Origin of the sequence: Agrobacterium sp. LAD9 (assembly GCF_003031125.1) — a bacterium.
GTDB classification, from domain to species: domain Bacteria; phylum Pseudomonadota; class Alphaproteobacteria; order Rhizobiales; family Rhizobiaceae; genus Agrobacterium; species Agrobacterium radiobacter.
In genome coordinates, this window is the sequence record NZ_PHGS01000002.1 from 49347 (window position 1) to 65419 (window position 16073).

Annotated in this window: 19 protein-coding genes; 11 read left to right on the forward strand and 8 right to left on the reverse strand. The window is 58.5% G+C overall.

Annotated features, from left to right (window positions below):
• Positions 1-29 precede the first annotated feature (29 nt).
• Positions 30-437 (forward strand): DUF2000 family protein, encoded by a 408-nt coding sequence (locus tag DA915_RS00950; RefSeq protein WP_107674878.1) that lies wholly within the window; start codon positions 30-32, stop codon positions 435-437.
• Between the two features lie 67 nt (positions 438-504).
• Here DA915_RS00950 and lepA read toward each other — a convergent pair whose 3' ends face one another.
• The 3 genes from lepA to DA915_RS00965 form a co-directional block, all read right to left on the reverse strand.
• The gene (gene lepA, locus DA915_RS00955) at positions 505-2343 is read right to left on the reverse strand and encodes a translation elongation factor 4 (RefSeq protein ID WP_035213098.1); all 1839 of its coding nucleotides are present in this window, start codon (positions 2341-2343) and stop codon (positions 505-507) included.
• A gap of 61 nt (positions 2344-2404) precedes the next feature.
• Positions 2405-3274 carry a carbon-nitrogen hydrolase family protein gene (locus DA915_RS00960; RefSeq protein WP_107674880.1) on the reverse strand — a complete coding sequence of 290 codons (870 nt, stop codon included), beginning with the start codon at positions 3272-3274 and terminating at the stop codon, positions 2405-2407.
• The gene (locus DA915_RS00965) at positions 3271-3879 is read right to left on the reverse strand and encodes a GNAT family N-acetyltransferase (protein WP_192886376.1); all 609 of its coding nucleotides are present in this window, start codon (positions 3877-3879) and stop codon (positions 3271-3273) included. The genes DA915_RS00960 and DA915_RS00965 overlap by 4 nt, the downstream gene beginning before the upstream one ends.
• Before the next feature lie 72 nt (positions 3880-3951).
• Here DA915_RS00965 and DA915_RS00970 point away from each other — a divergent pair, with 72 nt between their 5' ends.
• The 3 genes from DA915_RS00970 to DA915_RS00980 all read left to right on the forward strand — a co-directional run bounded on the left by DA915_RS00970 (position 3952) and on the right by DA915_RS00980 (position 5568).
• A complete protein-coding gene (locus tag DA915_RS00970; RefSeq protein ID WP_107674882.1) occupies positions 3952-4353 on the forward strand; it encodes a ketosteroid isomerase-related protein in 402 nt (133 codons plus the stop codon).
• Between the two features lie 98 nt (positions 4354-4451).
• On the forward strand, positions 4452-5030 hold the full coding sequence (locus DA915_RS00975; protein ID WP_173992185.1) for a helix-turn-helix domain-containing protein: 579 nt from the start codon (positions 4452-4454) through the stop codon (positions 5028-5030).
• A gap of 19 nt (positions 5031-5049) precedes the next feature.
• Complete coding sequence (locus DA915_RS00980) at positions 5050-5568, forward strand: GNAT family N-acetyltransferase (RefSeq protein WP_107674885.1); 519 nt, start codon at positions 5050-5052, stop codon at positions 5566-5568.
• Positions 5569-5585: 17 nt separating this feature from the next.
• On the opposite strand, the gene DA915_RS00985 is transcribed toward DA915_RS00980, so the two are convergent.
• Positions 5586-6659: an alpha/beta fold hydrolase gene (locus DA915_RS00985; RefSeq protein WP_107675124.1), complete on the reverse strand. Its 1074-nt coding sequence runs from the start codon at positions 6657-6659 to the stop codon at positions 5586-5588.
• A 146-nt stretch (positions 6660-6805) separates the two neighbouring features.
• Between DA915_RS00985 and DA915_RS00990 the strand changes: the two genes are divergently transcribed.
• Positions 6806-7900 carry an AraC family transcriptional regulator gene (locus DA915_RS00990; protein ID WP_192886377.1) on the forward strand — a complete coding sequence of 365 codons (1095 nt, stop codon included), beginning with the start codon at positions 6806-6808 and terminating at the stop codon, positions 7898-7900.
• Between the two features lie 6 nt (positions 7901-7906).
• On the opposite strand, the gene DA915_RS00995 is transcribed toward DA915_RS00990, so the two are convergent.
• Both DA915_RS00995 and DA915_RS01000 read right to left on the reverse strand, forming a co-directional pair.
• On the reverse strand, positions 7907-9010 hold the full coding sequence (locus DA915_RS00995) for a TRAP transporter substrate-binding protein (protein WP_003507447.1): 1104 nt from the start codon (positions 9008-9010) through the stop codon (positions 7907-7909).
• Between the two features lie 178 nt (positions 9011-9188).
• A complete protein-coding gene (locus DA915_RS01000) occupies positions 9189-9662 on the reverse strand; it encodes a group III truncated hemoglobin (RefSeq protein ID WP_003507455.1) in 474 nt (157 codons plus the stop codon).
• Between the two features lie 139 nt (positions 9663-9801).
• Here DA915_RS01000 and mbfA point away from each other — a divergent pair, with 139 nt between their 5' ends.
• Positions 9802-10785, forward strand: a complete 984-nt coding sequence (gene mbfA, locus DA915_RS01005) for an iron exporter MbfA (RefSeq protein ID WP_107674888.1) — start codon at positions 9802-9804, stop codon at positions 10783-10785.
• A 55-nt stretch (positions 10786-10840) separates the two neighbouring features.
• Here the strand turns inward: mbfA and DA915_RS01010 are convergent, their stop codons facing one another.
• On the reverse strand, positions 10841-11455 hold the full coding sequence (locus DA915_RS01010) for a transglutaminase-like cysteine peptidase (protein ID WP_003507458.1): 615 nt from the start codon (positions 11453-11455) through the stop codon (positions 10841-10843).
• A gap of 118 nt (positions 11456-11573) precedes the next feature.
• The gene (locus DA915_RS01015; protein WP_107674890.1) at positions 11574-12362 is read right to left on the reverse strand and encodes a carboxylesterase; all 789 of its coding nucleotides are present in this window, start codon (positions 12360-12362) and stop codon (positions 11574-11576) included.
• 187 nt (positions 12363-12549) lie between these two features.
• Here DA915_RS01015 and infC point away from each other — a divergent pair, with 187 nt between their 5' ends.
• The 5 genes from infC (at position 12550) to pheS (ending at position 16053) form a co-directional block, all read left to right on the forward strand.
• Complete coding sequence (gene infC, locus DA915_RS01020) at positions 12550-13086, forward strand: translation initiation factor IF-3 (RefSeq protein WP_077767695.1); 537 nt, start codon at positions 12550-12552, stop codon at positions 13084-13086.
• Positions 13087-13276: 190 nt separating this feature from the next.
• Positions 13277-13480 (forward strand): 50S ribosomal protein L35, encoded by a 204-nt coding sequence (gene rpmI, locus DA915_RS01025; RefSeq protein ID WP_003493355.1) that lies wholly within the window; start codon positions 13277-13279, stop codon positions 13478-13480.
• 40 nt (positions 13481-13520) lie between these two features.
• The gene (rplT, locus tag DA915_RS01030) at positions 13521-13925 is read left to right on the forward strand and encodes a 50S ribosomal protein L20 (protein ID WP_003507464.1); all 405 of its coding nucleotides are present in this window, start codon (positions 13521-13523) and stop codon (positions 13923-13925) included.
• 174 nt (positions 13926-14099) lie between these two features.
• Positions 14100-14978: a lipopolysaccharide kinase InaA family protein gene (locus DA915_RS01035; RefSeq protein ID WP_107674892.1), complete on the forward strand. Its 879-nt coding sequence runs from the start codon at positions 14100-14102 to the stop codon at positions 14976-14978.
• A complete protein-coding gene (pheS, locus tag DA915_RS01040) occupies positions 14971-16053 on the forward strand; it encodes a phenylalanine--tRNA ligase subunit alpha (RefSeq protein ID WP_003507467.1) in 1083 nt (360 codons plus the stop codon). Before DA915_RS01035 ends, pheS begins: the two co-directional genes overlap by 8 nt.
• Positions 16054-16073 lie beyond the last annotated feature (20 nt).

Below are 16073 nucleotides of genomic sequence, written 5' to 3' on the forward strand. Positions count from 1 at the left end.
TTTCGTAACCACAGCCAGATTGAGTTCGCATGTTTGATACCAAGATCGCCGTCATCCTTCGCGATGACCTTGCCGTGTGGCAAAAACTGAACGTTACCGCATTCCTCATGTCCGGGATCGTCGCCCAGACCAAGGAGATCATTGGAGAACCATACCGCGACGGGGCAGGCAACGTCTATAATCCCCTATCCATCCAGCCTGTCGTCGTCATGGCCACGGATCAGGAGACGCTGCGCAAAATCCACCAGCGATCCCTCGAGCGCGACACCACCACATCGCTTTATATCGAGGAAATGTTCGCTACCGGGCACGACGTCGCCAATCGCCAGGTATTTTCGGAGTTTTCTCCTGACAACGCCAAGGTGGTCGGCATGGCGCTGAGGGCCGACAAGAAGATCGTCGACAAGATCACCAAGGGCGCGAAGCTGCACGGGTGATCGGACCCTAAAACGCAAAGGGAGGCTGTGGGCCTCCCTTCAAGAGCGATGGCAATGTGATTGCCGCTTATTCGTCGTTCATCTTCAGCGCAGCGATGAAGGCTTCCTGCGGAATTTCCACCTTGCCGAACTGGCGCATGCGCTTCTTGCCTTCCTTCTGCTTGTCCAGAAGCTTGCGTTTGCGCGTTGCGTCGCCGCCGTAGCACTTCGCCGTCACGTCCTTGCGCAGCGCGCGCACGGTTTCGCGGGCGATGACCTTGCCGCCGATGGCCGCCTGGATCGGGATCTGGAACATGTGCGGCGGAATGAGTTCCTTCAGCTTTTCGCACATGCCGCGTCCGCGCCGGTCTGCCGCCGAGCGGTGGACCAGCATGGACAGCGCATCCACGGGATCGCCGTTGACGAGGATCGACATCTTCACGAGATCGCCTTCGCGGTAGTCGATGATGTTGTAATCGAACGAGGCATAACCCTTGGAGATGGATTTCAGCCGGTCGTAGAAATCGAACACCACTTCGTTGAGCGGCAGCTCATAGGTAATCATCGCGCGGTTGCCGACATAGGTCAGCTCGGTCTGCAGGCCGCGCCGGTCCTGACAGAGTTTCAGGATGCCGCCGAGATATTCGTCGGGCGTCAGGATCGTCGCCTTGATCCACGGCTCGCGGATTTCCTTGATCTTCACAACGTCGGGCATGTCGGCCGGGTTGTGAAGTTCCTTTTCCGTGCCATCGGTCAGCGTCATTTCATAGACGACCGACGGGGCAGTGGCGACGAGATCGAGATTGAACTCGCGCTCAAGGCGTTCCTGAATGATTTCGAGATGCAGCAGGCCGAGGAAGCCGCAGCGGAAACCGAAGCCGAGGGCGGCGGACGATTCCATTTCGAAGGAGAAGGAGGCGTCGTTGAGACGAAGCTTGCCCACTGCAGCGCGCAGGTCTTCGAAGTCTGCCGCATCGACCGGGAAGAGGCCACAGAACACCACGGGCTGCGCGGGCTTGAAGCCGGGCAGGGCCTGCGCCGTCGGGCGCTTGTCGTCAGTGATCGTATCGCCAACACGCGTATCGGCGACTTCCTTGATCGAGGCGGTGATGAAACCGATCTCGCCGGGGCCGAGGCTGTCGACATTGACCATCTTAGGGGTCAGCACGCCGACGCGCTCGATGCCGTATTTCGCGCCCGAACCCATCATGCGGATCTGCTGACCCTTGCTCAGCACGCCGTCGATGACGCGCACGAGAACCATGACGCCGAGATAGGTGTCGTACCAGCTATCAACCAGCAGCGCCTTCAGCGGCCCGTTTTCACCGACTTCGCTTTTCGGCGGTGGCAGGCGATTGACGATGGCTTCCAGAACATCGGGAATGCCAAGCCCGGTCTTCGCCGAAATCATCACGGCGTCGGACGCATCGATGCCGATCACCTCCTCGATCTGCTCCTTGATGCGGTCGGGTTCGGCCGCCGGCAGGTCGATCTTGTTGAGCACGGTGACCAGCTCGTGATTATTGTCGATCGCCTGATAGACGTTCGCCAGCGTCTGGGCTTCGACGCCCTGCGATGCGTCGACCACCAGCAGCGAACCTTCACAGGCCGAAAGCGAGCGGGACACTTCGTAGGCGAAGTCGACGTGGCCGGGCGTGTCGATGAGGTTCAGCACATAGGTCTCGCCGTTATTCGCCTTGTAGTGCAGGCGCACGGTCTGAGCCTTGATGGTGATGCCGCGCTCGCGCTCGATATCCATCGAGTCGAGAACCTGTTCCGACATGTCGCGTTCGGCAAGACCGCCTGTCGACTGGATCAACCGGTCGGCCAGCGTCGATTTGCCGTGATCAATGTGGGCAACGATCGAGAAGTTGCGGATATGGTCCAGGGGCGTGCGGGTCGAATTTGTGCTCATGTCCCGCGCTATAGCAGGGGCTTCTCATGCCGCAAAGCGGGAATTTGGTTAAAAGCCTTTTAAAATGGGCTTTTTAGATCGCAAATTGCTCTGGCCAGTCGCGGCGGGTGGCAACCTGCCCTTCGGTGCGGAGCCTTGCAACGGCGGCAAGATCGATATCGGCGATGAGAAGGCTGCTTTGCGTCACCGCATCACTCTCGCTTTCCGCGATGATGCCGGATGCCGGCATGCCGTAATCCGAAGGCACATAAAGTGCGGCGCGGCCGCGATTTTCATCAACCGCAGGAGACCAAGGGGCCTCGCCCGCGGTGGGAGAGGAGAGGATGGCATATTGGTTTTCCAATGCCCGAGCCTGCGCACCAATCCGCACTCGATAAGCACCTGCCAGCGTGTCGGTGCAGTTGGGGGCGAGAACGAGTTCGACGCCAAGCTCCGCCAGCCTGCGGCCCAGCATCGGGAACTCGTTGTCGTAACAGATGAGAATGCCGAGCTTGCCGATCGGCGTCTCGAAGGCTTTCAGTCCCTCGACGCCCGCATGAATGTTCCACTGCTCCCGCTCGAAACGGGTCATGATCTGCTTGTCCTGATAACCGATCAGCCCATCCGGGCCGAACAGCCATGCGCGGTTGCGGAACTTGTCGTCCGGGTCCTTCACTGGCGCGCTGCCCGGCTGGAAGAGGATTTGATGTTGCCGCGCCAGTTCCTCGCAAAGCTCCACCCAGGAAGGGATCAGCGGCTGTATCTCTTCGATGGAACGATGCAGATCGGAACGCGCGTCGGGCGGCAATTGTCCGGTCAGCGCCATGGCCGAATATTCAGGAAGCAGCAGCAACTCAGCGCCTTTTTCCTTGGCCTCGCGGACGATGGCGGAAAGATGCGCGGCATAAGCCTCCCATGTCTCGATCAGTTCGATGGCATATTGGCTGGCGGCGAGGCGTGTCATTTATCTCCGTCTCCGGCAAGAATGGTCTTCATCCAGAAGGACAGGGGTTTCGGGCTCTCGGTGCTTTCGTCGAGGTCCTGCCATGTGAAGCTGGTGCGCAGTTCAGGGTGATGGTGATAACCGCGCTTTTCCCAGAAGGCATTGAGCGGCACGTAATCCGCCGGCCGGCGGGGATGGTCGGCAGGCCGCTCGACCGCGCAGAAGGTGCATCGGTTAAAGCCGAGCCTCTTTGCATGCGCCTCCCGCTCCTCGAAGAAGCGCACTCCAATGCCGTGACCGCGATAGCCGGGCAGCAGCACGCTTTCACCGAAATAAAATATCCCGTCCGGATCATAATCCGCTTCGACGAAGGGCGCTTTCACCTCATCGGTTTCAGCCGCCATCGGCATGCCGGTGGACATGCCGACCACTGTACCGTCGTCGAGCGCCAGCACGAAGACCGCGCCGTCCGTATCGGCATAGGTCGCGAGATATTTGCGCTCATAATCCAGCGAACCGTCGTAGAGATAGGGAAAAGCGCGAAACACCTCGATCCGCAGGCGCGCGAGATCATCGAAATAGGGTGTGGCGTCAATGCCGGAAAGAGACTTGATTTCGACGGTCATGGGCATTTCACTTTCGGTTGCACTGGTTATATCGTCATGGAAAACCCGCGCAAGCATTGAACGGAGAAGACGATGACCGCTGCCGAGACCATCCGGGCCTATTACGAAGCCTTCAACCGTCAGGACATGGATGCCTTTCTGGCGCTTCTGCATGACGAGGTGGTGCACGACATCAATCAGGGCGAGCGCCAGACCGGCAAGGCCGCCTTCGCCTCCTTCATGGACCATATGAACCGCTGCTATAAGGAAAACCTCACCGAGATGGTCATCATGGCGAGTGATGACGGTAAGCGTGCTTCCGCCGAATTCATCGTCAATGGCGAATATCTCAAGACCGACGAGGGATTGCCCGAGGCGAATGGTCAGATATATGTGCTGCCGGCCGGCGCCTTTTTCGACCTGAAGGACGGAAAAGTTAGCCGAGTAACGAACTACTATAATCTGAACGACTGGATTGCCCAGGTCGGCGCTTAAGGCGTGATTTCTCGCCCGCAATCGGCGGGCAAGAGATAATCCTGGTTTCCATTATCATGGATATTGACTCCATCATATGAGAATGCAATTCTCGTGTGATGGAAAACGAAGATCATATTCTTGAGCGCTCGATCGGTGAGCGGATCAAAACATTGCGGGCTGAAAACGGCCTGACGCTGGACAGGCTTGCGTCCGAATCCGGCGTCAGCCGCGCCATGATTTCCCGCATCGAGCGCGGGGAGGCGAGCCCAACCGCGTCGCTGCTTGCCCGCATCTGCGCAGCCCTTGGTCTGTCGCTCTCCGGCTTTTTCGCCGAAAACGAAGAGGCTGTTTCCCCGCTGGTGAGAAAGCGTGACCAGCAGGTCTGGAAAGACCCCGAGACAGGCTATGTCCGCCGCGCCATTTCCCCGCCGCGTGTGGGTTCCGATGTCGATATCGTCGAGGTGGAATTTCCGGCCGGTGCGCGCGTCGGTTTCCCGCCGCATGCGGCAAGCCGGGGGATGACGCAATATGTCTGGCTTTTCGAAGGTGTGCTGGAAATGACAAGCGGCGGAGACGTTCACCGGCTGGAGCCCGGCGATTGCCTTTTCATGCCGGTGGGAGAAGGGCACGTCTTCCACAATCCTTCCGAAAAACCTGCCCGTTACGCCGTCGTGCTGGATCAAAGACAGCGCTGATTTCCCCACAGGAGTTTTTATGGCCACTATCCGCGTGTTGAACCGGCAAGAGACGATCGATGCCCTGCCTGAACTCTGCGAAGTCCTCGCCGCCTGCGTGAACGGCGGCGCGTCCGTCGGCTTCATGTTGCCCTTTTCCCCACAGGATGCTGAACCCTTCTGGCGATCCGTGGCGGAAACGACAGGCGAGGGTGCGACCATTCATGTGGCGGCGGAGGTGGATGGCAAGGTGGTGGGCACCGTGCAGGTCGGCCTTGCCTCGAAGCCCAATCAGCCGCATCGCGGTGATCTGATGAAGCTTCTCGTGCACCCATCCGCACGCGGCCTCGGACTTGCCCGTATGCTCATGCAAAAGGTGGAGGAGGAGGCGGTAAAACGTGGCCGAACCCTTCTGGTTCTGGATACGGCCACGGGTAGCGATGCCGAGGCGATTTATCCTCGTCTTGGCTGGGAGCGGGTCGGCGTCATTCCCGATTACGCCCTGTTTCCGGATGGACGCTTTTGCGGCACCACCCTGTTCTACAAGCGGATCGGCTAGTCTTTTCAACTTCCGTTTCACTGGCCCGGCTTCAGCGTACGGTTGAAGGCGGTAACAATCATCGTCTCCAATTGTGCGTGAATATCGGCGCGGTCCCGTGGTCCGGCCGGCTCGCAGATCGGGTCGCGCTCGCCGATGGATTTGAGGAACGCATCGGCATCCGGCTTGCACAGCGGCAGGAAGCTGAAATGATTGGCGTCATCCACCTGCTGGTAGGTCGCGCCGGGTACTTCGTCCGCGAGTTTATCCGCAAGCACAGCCGCGGGAATTTTGCCCTTGCTGCCCAGATTGATGAAGGTCAGCGGAATATCGATCTCTTTCAGACTGTCCGGTTTGAAGGCCAGCGCCAGGCCCGGATCGATCAGTACGGCGGAACGGATGCGGGGATCACGGTTCTGCTGCTCGAAACGAGCCTTGTCGAGGGTTCTGAGGTCAAGCTTCGGCACGTTGACCGGCTCATTATCGAGATAACCCCGGCCGCCAGCAAACCATTGGCAATCCATCATCGTGGCATGGTCTTCGCAATAGCGCGCATAGGCATCGAGATCGGCGCGCGCACCCGCAATCTCCATCGCCGCGCTGCCGCCCAGCGAAAAGCCGAGAACGCCGATCCTCTTCGTGTCGATCGCATTCGACCATTTGCCCTCTGCCGTCAGGGCCGTAACGATCGTGGAGAGATCGTCCGTTCGCTCCCAGATTTTCGGCGTATCGGCGGGCATGGAATCGCCGCTGGTGGTGCCGGGATGGTTGGTTCCGGCGACAATGAAACCTTCGCTCGCAAGCTTTGCGGCGATCCATGCCATACCGGACACTCTTGAACCCGAGCCGTGGGACAGAAGTACAAGCGGCAGGCGACCCGGTTTCACCGCGCCATCCTTGAACACGGGCGTGCCTTGAAAAATCCGGTCCTCGCCGGAAAGCGTCTGTGTGCCCTTTCCGTCGGATGGATACCAGACAGTGACGGCAAGGTCCTTGCCGCGTGCCGGCGAATGGATGGTGGTTTCGCTGGCGCCAACCACCCCGCCCGCAAAAACAGGCTGGGTGACGAGAGCGGAAAACATTATGGTCGTGATGGTGCTGATAGGGCGCATGAAAACCTCGTGCGGTTGGGAAGAACAGGGTTCAATCTGCGCTGCCACATATTTTTCGCGTCCTTGATCACGTTAAAGGTCGTCCCGAAACGCGATCTGGTCCATGAACTGGCAATATAAGTCGTTGTGTTCCGGGGATATCATTCGTGCTGTTCATTCCGCTGCCTTTCGTCGTGGCGCTTCTGCTGGTCGTCATGTTCATTGTTTTCCTTCGAGGTGGAGACGATGTGCGGACCAACCGGGCCTTTCTGGCGCTGATCGTGCTTTGTGCCGTGCAATCCGTCCTTGTCGGCCTGCGCTGGGGGTATGGCGTCATCGAAACGCGTTATGTTCTGCCGATCCTCGCAGCCTGCCTGCCGCCGCTCGTCTACATTGCCTTTCGCGGACTGATGGGAGTGGCGGCGGAAAGCAGGAGAGTGATGCTCGCCAATCTCGTCCTGTCGCCTTTGCTCATTGTCATCATGGAAGTCACCTTGCCGATGGCGATCGATCTTGCACTGATCGTCATCTTCGTCGGCCACGCCGTCGCCCTGCTTCTTCTTGGCAGAAAAGGGCCGGATGGGCTGGATGAGGCGCAATTCGCCAGCGTCGCCTCCGCGCACCGGGCGCTGATTATCGCCGCCTTAGCCCTGTGCGTTTCCGCCCTGTTCGATCTTCTGGTGTTTTTCGATTTCGAATGGGCGCACGGGCAAAATGTTGCAGCGCTCGTCAGCAATGCCAATCTTTTCGGACTGTTGTTGATTGGCCTCATGGCTGCGTTGGCCGGTGAAAGCAAAGCACCACAAACGGCCATGGATCCGGTCGCGGAATTGCCGCCGCCGCCGGAGCCATCCGAGCAGGACCGGGACATCATTGCAAGGGTCGATCGGCTGATGGCGGCGCAGGCGCTTTACCGTGATGAGAACCTCAACCTGTCGCGGCTTGCAAGACGCCTCGGGCTGCCGAGCCGGCAGATATCAGGCGCGATCAATCGCTCGCTCGGCGTCAATGTCTCGCAATATGTCAACCAGTTGCGCATCCGCGAAGCCTGCCGGCTGCTTGAGGAAACGGAGCAATCGGTAACCGCGATCATGTTGTCCTCGGGCTTTCAGACCAAATCCAACTTCAACCGCGAATTTCGCCGCGTCACCGGCATGAGCCCGGTTGACTGGCGGGAGCGTGAAGTGTGGAAACTGGTCTCACCAAACAAAACGGCCACCCGGCAGATGCCGGATGACCGTTTGAAGATCGTCGGGAAATGATGGGGATCAGAGCGTGCCGTTGCGCTGCTGGATCATCATGTAGGTGTCATAGGTATATTCGGCGATCTGCGCCCAGAGATAAGCGTCCTTCTTGAAGGCCTGCTGGCTCTCGTAGATCTTCTTGAAGCTCTCGTTCTTGGCCGAAATCTCCGCATAGGTGTCCTGCGCCGCCTTGTGGCAGACATCGAGGATTTCCTGGCTGAAGGGGCGCAGGATAGCGCCCTGCGCCACGAGTTCCTTCAGCGCCTTCGGATTGCGCGCATCGTAGCGTTCCAGCATGCTGGCGCTGCCGGCGGCGCAGGCGTCTTTCAGGATGCGCTTGTAATTCTCGGGCAGCTCATTGAACTTCTGCAGATTCACGAAGGCATGAACGGCCGGGCCGCCTTCCCACCATGCGGGGTAGTAGTAATATTTTGCGACCTTGTAGAAACCGAGCTTCTGGTCGTCATAGGGGCCGACAAATTCGGTGGCGTCGATCGTGCCCTTTTCCAGCGCGGCATAGACATCGCCGCCGGCGATCTGCTGCGGTGTCACGCCAACCTTCTGCATGACCTGGCCGGTGAGGCCGGCGATACGCATCTTCAGGCCTTTGAGGTCGTCGATGGTGTTGATTTCCTTACGGAACCAGCCGCCCATCTGGGCACCGGTATTGCCGAGCAGGATCGAGTAGATATTGTGCTGGGCAAGGAATTCATTGAGCAGCTCGTTGCCACCGGCCTGGTTGAACCAGGCATTCGTCTGGCGTGCGTTAAGGCCGAAGGGAACCGACGTTCCGAGCGCAAAGGTCGGATCCTTGCCGACGTAATAATAGGAGCAGGTATGCGCCATTTCGACGGTTCCGGCCGTCACCGCATCCGCTGCCTGCAGCGCCGGCACGATTTCACCGCCGGCGAAATGCTGAATGACGAAGTTGCCGCCGGAGGCTTCCTTGACATGATCTGCGACGATCTGGCCCGCGCCGAAAAGAATGTCGAGGCCCTTGGTGAAGGACGACGTCATGCGCCAGGTGATCTTGGGGTTTTCCTGTGCAATGGCCGGAGCGGCCAGCGCCGTTGCGGTAACACCAGCGCCAACGGCGCCCGCCTTGCGGATAAATGATCTGCGATCCATGTTGATAAGCCCTGATATGTCTGCATATTACAGGCGAACCGCACGGTACGCCTCCCGCCGGCTACTAAACATTTATCCCTGCGGCCATCAAGAGGGAATGTTTGAAACTTGCGTGATCTTACGCACGGCTTGGCAATTGTTGCTTGTACCGGCCTTTCGCTGTTCGGCGCGGCTGCGGCTAAGGCATGCTGCGCTTTAAGGCCGGGTCATCCATTGCGGGATTGTAAAACAGCGAAAGCGTCAGGCTTCTGGCGATGCGTTGCGCCGTTTCCATGAACCAGTCATGTGCCTCTTTGCTCGGCGCAATATCATCAAGCGTGGCGGAAAACAGCGTGAGCCACTGCGGAAAAAGCTCCGCCGACATGCCTTTTACCCCGAGATGGGCCTGCACGGGCTTGCCGCCATAACCGCCATTCTTGAAGGCGACGGCCGTCCAGAACTGTTTCATCCTGGCCATATGCTCCGGCCAGCGCCCGGCGAGTCGCGCATCAAAAACCGGGCCAAGCGTGGAGTGTTCAAGAACGCGGCCGTAGAATGTTTCCACCAGCAGGTCGATGAAACCGGCATCCACGCCGATTTCCGCCATGGCCTTTTCCGCCCTGTCCTGAATTTCCGCGCTGTGGGCGGCTCTCGCCGCAACGTCTTCCTGCATGGTGCTTCCTTTTCCGCGAATTTACCCCGCTGCGAGGCGGCCTGCAATGCGACCCTTTGCCTTATTAGAATTATTCTAAGATGACTTGATCTCGGCGCAGGGCGGATGTATTTAGAATTATTCTAAAAAGGTTTCAGCCATGTTTCGCAGTCTTTTTTCCCTGTCCAAACGCCCCTTTTCCTCTCTCGGCGAACAGGAAATCCTCGCACTCGCCATTTCGTCCGAAGAAGACGATTCCCGCATCTATCGTTCCTATGCCGATCACCTGCGCGCGCAATATCCGCAATCGGCCAAAGTCTTCGACGATATGGCGGAGGTCGAGCAGCAGCATCGAAATGTCCTGATCGACATGCATCGTCGCCGTTTCGGAGAGACGATCCCGCTGATCCGTCGCGAACACGTGCGTGGTTTTTACGAGCGCACACCAGACTGGCTCGTGAAGAACCTGTCGCTCGAGAAAATCCGTGCCCAGGCCGAATTGATGGAAGCACAGGCGATCTGTTTTTACGATGAGGCCGTCAAGCGCACCAGCGATGCCTCTACGCGCAAGTTGCTCGGCGATCTGGCCGAGGCGGAGCGGGGTCACGAAGAGATCGCGCAAATGCTGGAAGAAAAACATCTCGATGAAGATGGCAAGACCGAAGAGGCGGAAACCGCAAAGCGGCAGTTTCTTCTGACCTATGTGCAGCCGGGTCTTGCGGGATTGATGGATGGCTCCGTCTCGACGCTCGCGCCGATCTTTGCGGCCGCCTTCGCCACGCAGGATACCTGGCAGACTTTCCTGATCGGCCTTTCAGCCTCCGTCGGCGCTGGTATCTCCATGGGCTTCACCGAGGCGGCCCATGATGACGGCAAGCTTTCGGGTCGCGGTTCTCCGGTAAAGCGGGGTCTGGCCTCGGGCATCATGACGGCCATCGGCGGTCTCGGCCATGCCTTGCCCTATCTCATCCCGCATTTCTGGACAGCAACGGCGATTGCGGCCGTCGTCGTTTTCGTGGAACTCTGGGCAATCGCCTTCATTCAGAACCGCTTCATGGAAACGCCGTTCCTGCGCGCGGTGTTTCAGGTGGTCCTCGGCGGCTCATTGGTGCTGGCGGCCGGCATTATCATCGGCAACGGATGAAAAAAGAAAGAGCCCGCGATGGCGGGCTCTCAATCTGTCAGACGTGGGCCAAGCGTCAGCGTAATGCGCCAACCAGAACGTCGCGACCATCTTCGATGGAGACCCAACGGCCCGTATTGAAGGACGCCTGCCGCTTCAGATAGGTATAGTTAGTATCGGTCCAGAGCTTCACATCGTCGGTGAGGTTGTCGAGAATATAGTCGCCATCAGTGGTGCGAAGCGTCAGCACCGCATGGCCTTCACCATCCGGTTTACGCACGACGGTGATCAGCAGATCGGCAACGGAAAAACCGCGCTCGACCAGTTTCTTGCGCTTCAGCAGCACGAAATCTTCGCAGTCACCGGCGGTCGTCGGATATTCCCAGACTTCGTCCTTGCCGTAGATTTCCTGGTCGGTCATCGCCACGATCGTGGTGTTGACGGACGTATTAACCTCGCGAATGACATCCCAGCCATAATCTGTGACGCGCGGGGGCGGTGTCGCCTTGCTGCGAATATTGCATTCGTCGGCGTATTTCTGACAGAACTCGTAATGTCCGATCGGCTGGGACGTGATCCCGCCCGTCACCATGGAAGGGCTTCCTTTGATTTCCGCCATGGCGGAGGCAGCAGTCATTAGCCCGGCAGCAACTGCAAACAGCAGAGCACGCGCCAGCGGTGCGTTCATCATGAAACCCGTCCCTTAATTCTTAACGAAAAGTTAAGAGGGATAGGGGGTTTGAGTCAATCTCTAGCAATCGGCGATGCGCAAGACTCGTTGAATATGGTTAAGAGCGTTGCGCAAATGCCTATATTGCAAGGGCTTTGATGGTCGCGAGCATCCGCTCGATATCCTGCGGCCTGGAAAGCCGGTGGTCGCCATCGCGGATCAGCGTCAGCACGACGTCGTCGGCGGGAAGATGTTCGATGAGCTTCAGAGCATGCTGATAGGGAACATCGGGATCGCGCATGCCCTGCAGAACATGAACCGGGCAGCCGGTCGTGATGATGCCGGTGAGCACCCGGTTCTGCTTTCCGTCTTCCATCAGCGCGCGGGTGAAGATGTTGGGCTCGGGGCTATACTCCGAATGTTCCTCGAAGTAACCCCGTTCTGCGAGAGAGGTCCTTTCCGCATCCGACAGGCTGGGCTCTATCAGTTCCTGCGTGAAATCCGGCGCAGGCGCAATGAGAACCAGACCGGCGACGGAGGGCGCGCCACCCGCCTTGCGCAGCTCCTCGACCATGCGCAACGCAATCCACCCGCCCATCGACGAGCCGACGAGAACGACACGCGACGGCGCCTTTGCACGCACCACCGCAAGTGCCTCTTCGAGCCATCTCGAGATCGTACCTTTGTTGAAATCACCGCCGGAAGCCCCGTGCCCGGAATAATCGAGCCGCAGGCAGGCAAGGCCGTTTTCCGCTGCAAAACGATCGAGCTCAACCGCCTTGGTTCCCGTCATGTCGGAGCGATAGCCGCCGAGCCAGACGAGCGTTGGTGCGTTCGGCTGGGATGTTGGGGAGCGATGGAGGAAAGCGATGTTGCGGGCGTCGTCACCCGCTCCTATATGCAGGAATTCAGCAGCTTGTTCGGTCATGTATATGCAATTCTCCTGATTTTCGTGCAATATCGGCGGCGTATTTGCAAAAACCGTGGCAACAGGTGATCTTTTCGGGCAGATATGCTATTGACTTCGCCACGGCAATAACGACATTTCCGCCGCTTGTACCAAACAAGCTGTTTTTTGCTGACGTGATCCAGAAACAGATCAGGAGAATACGACCATTCGCAGACCTTTCAAAGCCGATGCCCCCGTCAAGGAGGGCCCGCGCTCCAACCGGGAAATTCGGGTTCCCAGAGTTCAGCTTATTGATGAAGAGGGCCAGAACCTCGGTAGCATGCCGACGGATCAGGCTTTGAAAATGGCGGAAGAGGCCGGTCTCGATCTCGTCGAGATTTCGCCGAACGCTGAGCCGCCGGTATGCAAGATCCTCGATCTCGGCAAGCTTAAGTACTCGACCCAGAAAAAGGCCGCTGAAGCGCGCAAGAAACAGAAGATCGTCGAAGTTAAAGAAATCAAGATGCGCCCGAACATCGACACGCATGACTATGACGTGAAGATGAAGGCGATGGGCCGTTTCTTTGATGATGGCGACAAGGTGAAGGTAACGCTGAAGTTCCGCGGCCGCGAAATGGCCCACCAGGAACTCGGCATGAAGCTTCTCCTCCAGGTGAAGGAAGACACCCAGGCGATTGCCAAGGTTGAAGCCGAGCCGAAGCTGGAAGGCCGTCAGATGATGATGGTTCTCGCACCGAAATAATCTTTTTACGCGTTCACATCACTGGCGCGTATCCCACCGCAAGGGGAAATTCTCATTCCCCGTTGCGCTTTTAGCCGACTGCGGTTATAAGCGCGCGTCCGAACGGTCCGGCAGGGCATGCCGTGGCCGTTCCTGAATAGCTTGAAATAGGCCTCGTCTGCCTGTTTCGATACAAAAACGGAGTAGCAAAATGCCCAAGATGAAGACGAAGTCCGCTGCAAAGAAGCGGTTCAAGATCACCGCCACCGGCAAGGTTGTTGCAGCCGCCGCCGGTAAGCGCCACGGCATGATCAAGCGTACCAACAAGTTCATTCGCGACGCGCGTGGAACCATGGTTCTCGCCGAAGCTGACGGCAAGAAAGTCGTCAAGAACTACCTGCCGAACGGTCTCTGAGACTTTTCCGCACTTTTGGACACTTTAAGGAGATCATGACATGGCACGCGTAAAACGTGGCGTAACTTCCCGCGCCAAGCACACCAAGACACTCAAGGCAGCCAAGGGCTTCTACGGCCGCCGCAAGAACACCATCCGCGCAGCAAAGGCTGCCGTGGATCGTTCCAAGCAGTACGCTTACCGCGACCGCAAGGTCAACAAGCGCAACTTCCGCGCTCTGTGGATCCAGCGTATCAACGCTGCTGTTCGCGAATTCGGCCTGACCTATGGCCGCTTCATCGACGGCCTGAACAAGGCTGGCATCGAAGTCGACCGCAAGGTTCTGTCCGACATGGCTATCCATGAGCCGGCAGCATTCGGCGCGCTCGTCGAAGCAGCGAAGAAGGCGCTTGAGTACCTCAAGGATGCTGGTACGACCAACGAGTTTGAAACCGCTGTAAAGTAATTACGGCGCGGACAATCTGTTGTTCATTTGAAACCCGCGCCGGTCCTCCGGCGCGGGTTTTCGTTTTTTGGAATTCACGGCAGTTTCGGCAAAGGCGCGTAACGCTTTTGCGCCGAGGTTGCCAAAAGGGTGGGGCATCCGGCTTTTGGCCGGCAGGCTCCATTGGGGCAGAAAATGCTGGTTGCCGCAAGCGACGCGGAAAAGGCGAAGGGTTTCCACGTCCATCTGGAAGATAGCGATATCGCAGCCTTGATGCGGGCTTTGCTTAAAAGCGAGCGCCGTGTGCAGAAACTCGAACTTTCTTCGACGACCGTCTGGATCAAGCGCCAGGGCACGGAAACGCCGTCCTGGTGGATAAAGTTGCAGACCTTTCTCGCAAAGCTGCTCCCCTACACTTTTATGCGCCCGTCGCCGCCGCTCGATGGCGCCGGCCTGATGCGCCGTGAACTCGAAACGCTGCAGGCTTTCAAGGCCCGTGGTTTTCCGGTTCCGCCCATCATCTATTCTTCGTTGACGGCCGTTGTCCTGGGGGATGTCGGTCCCACCATCATGGAACGCATGGACGCGATAAAGACCGCGATGCCGGTGGAGCATGACGCCCTGCTGGTAAAATCCGCCGAGGCGCTCGGCGAACTGCATGCAGCAGGTCTTTGCCATGGACGTCCGCATGTGCGTGACTTCTTTCTCGCAGACGGCCGTGTCGGTTTCATGGATTTCGAGGAACGCCCGCAGGACGTCATGCCGCTTGAGACGGCGCAGGCCCGCGATATCTGGCTGCTGTTTCTGCAGGTCGCGACCCGCGCCTGCGATGCGCCGAAAACCTGTGATGCCGCCTTTGCCCGCTGGCGCGAAAACGCCCCGCCCCGGGCGCTGGAAGAATTGTGCCGTCTGACCGGCATTCTGGGGCGTTTTTTACCGGTTGCCCGGTTGATCGGGCGCGTGCGGATGGGTAGTGATCTGCGACGCTTTATCATGGCGACCGACTATTTGATGAATGCTGTGAACCCCGAAGCCGCTGTTAAAAATACCGGCAAGGCAGGAAAAGATGACTGAACTTGATACCTTGAAATCGCAATTGATGTCGGAGATCGCCACTGCTGCCGATGAGCCGGCCATCGAGGCCGTGCGTGTTTCCGCACTTGGCAAGAAAGGCTCGGTTTCGGAGCTTCTGAAGACGCTTGGCAGCATGACGCCGGAAGAGCGCCAGACCCGCGGCGCGGCCATCAACCAGCTCAAGACCGAAATCACCGACCTCATCGGCGAGCGCAAGAACGCGCTGAAGGACGCCGCCATTACCGCCCGGCTGAAAGCGGAAACGGTGGATGTCAGCCTGCCGGTTCGTCAGTCTCCGGCCGAGCGCGGTCGCATTCATCCCATAAGCCAGATCGTCGATGAAATTACTGCCATCTTCGCGGATATGGGGTTCTCGATCGCCGAAGGTCCTGACATCGAGACCGACTATTACAACTTCACGGCGCTGAATTTCCCCGAAGGCCATCCGGCCCGCGAAATGCACGACACCTTCTTCTTCCAGCCGGATGAAAACGGCGAGCGCAAGGTGCTGCGCACCCACACCTCGCCGGTGCAGATCCGCACCATGGAAAGTCAGAAGCCGCCGATCCGCATCGTCATTCCCGGGAAGACCTATCGTCAGGACTCCGACGCGACCCATTCGCCGATGTTCCATCAGGTCGAAGGCCTTGTCATCGACAAGAAGGCGCATGTCGGCAATCTGCGCTGGATTCTCGAAGAATTCTGCAAGACCTTCTTCGAGGTCGACAGCGTCGTCATGCGCTTCCGCCCGTCCTTCTTCCCCTTCACGGAGCCGAGCTTCGAGGTGGATATCCAGTGCGACCGTTCCGGCCCCATCGTCAAGTTCGGCGAAGGCAAGGACTGGATGGAAATCCTCGGCTGCGGCATGGTGCACCCGAACGTGCTGCGCGCCGGCGGGCTGGACCCGGATGAATATCAGGGCTTTGCCTGGGGCATGGGCCTCGACCGCATCGCCATGCTGAAATACGGCATGCCTGATCTGCGCGATTTCTTCAACGCCGATGTCCGCTGGATGAACCACTACGGCTTCCGCCCGCTCGACATGCCGACGCTGTTCGGCGGTCTGAGCGTTTAATCCGGTTAGCCAAGGAGCAA

What these genes read in the sequence shown, in the direction of transcription:
- DA915_RS01000 (WP_003507455.1), bottom strand. Translation starts at nt 9,662, where the DNA reads ATGCAGGAAGACGTTGCGGCGAGAGCCGCCCACAGCGCGGAAATTCAG.
- DA915_RS00995 (WP_003507447.1), bottom strand. Translation starts at nt 9,010, where the DNA reads ATGGATCGCAGATCATTTATCCGCAAGGCGGGCGCCGTTGGCGCTGGT.
- DA915_RS00950 (WP_107674878.1), top strand. Translation starts at nt 30, where the DNA reads ATGTTTGATACCAAGATCGCCGTCATCCTTCGCGATGACCTTGCCGTG.
- pheS (WP_003507467.1), top strand. Translation starts at nt 14,971, where the DNA reads ATGACTGAACTTGATACCTTGAAATCGCAATTGATGTCGGAGATCGCC.
- DA915_RS00970 (WP_107674882.1), top strand. Translation starts at nt 3,952, where the DNA reads ATGACCGCTGCCGAGACCATCCGGGCCTATTACGAAGCCTTCAACCGT.
- DA915_RS01035 (WP_107674892.1), top strand. Translation starts at nt 14,100, where the DNA reads ATGCTGGTTGCCGCAAGCGACGCGGAAAAGGCGAAGGGTTTCCACGTC.
- rpmI (WP_003493355.1), top strand. Translation starts at nt 13,277, where the DNA reads ATGCCCAAGATGAAGACGAAGTCCGCTGCAAAGAAGCGGTTCAAGATC.
- rplT (WP_003507464.1), top strand. Translation starts at nt 13,521, where the DNA reads ATGGCACGCGTAAAACGTGGCGTAACTTCCCGCGCCAAGCACACCAAG.
- mbfA (WP_107674888.1), top strand. Translation starts at nt 9,802, where the DNA reads ATGTTTCGCAGTCTTTTTTCCCTGTCCAAACGCCCCTTTTCCTCTCTC.
- DA915_RS00965 (WP_192886376.1), bottom strand. Translation starts at nt 3,879, where the DNA reads ATGACCGTCGAAATCAAGTCTCTTTCCGGCATTGACGCCACACCCTAT.
- DA915_RS00960 (WP_107674880.1), bottom strand. Translation starts at nt 3,274, where the DNA reads ATGACACGCCTCGCCGCCAGCCAATATGCCATCGAACTGATCGAGACA.
- DA915_RS00985 (WP_107675124.1), bottom strand. Translation starts at nt 6,659, where the DNA reads ATGCGCCCTATCAGCACCATCACGACCATAATGTTTTCCGCTCTCGTC.
- DA915_RS00975 (WP_173992185.1), top strand. Translation starts at nt 4,452, where the DNA reads ATGGAAAACGAAGATCATATTCTTGAGCGCTCGATCGGTGAGCGGATC.
- DA915_RS01010 (WP_003507458.1), bottom strand. Translation starts at nt 11,455, where the DNA reads ATGATGAACGCACCGCTGGCGCGTGCTCTGCTGTTTGCAGTTGCTGCC.
- DA915_RS00980 (WP_107674885.1), top strand. Translation starts at nt 5,050, where the DNA reads ATGGCCACTATCCGCGTGTTGAACCGGCAAGAGACGATCGATGCCCTG.
- DA915_RS01015 (WP_107674890.1), bottom strand. Translation starts at nt 12,362, where the DNA reads ATGACCGAACAAGCTGCTGAATTCCTGCATATAGGAGCGGGTGACGAC.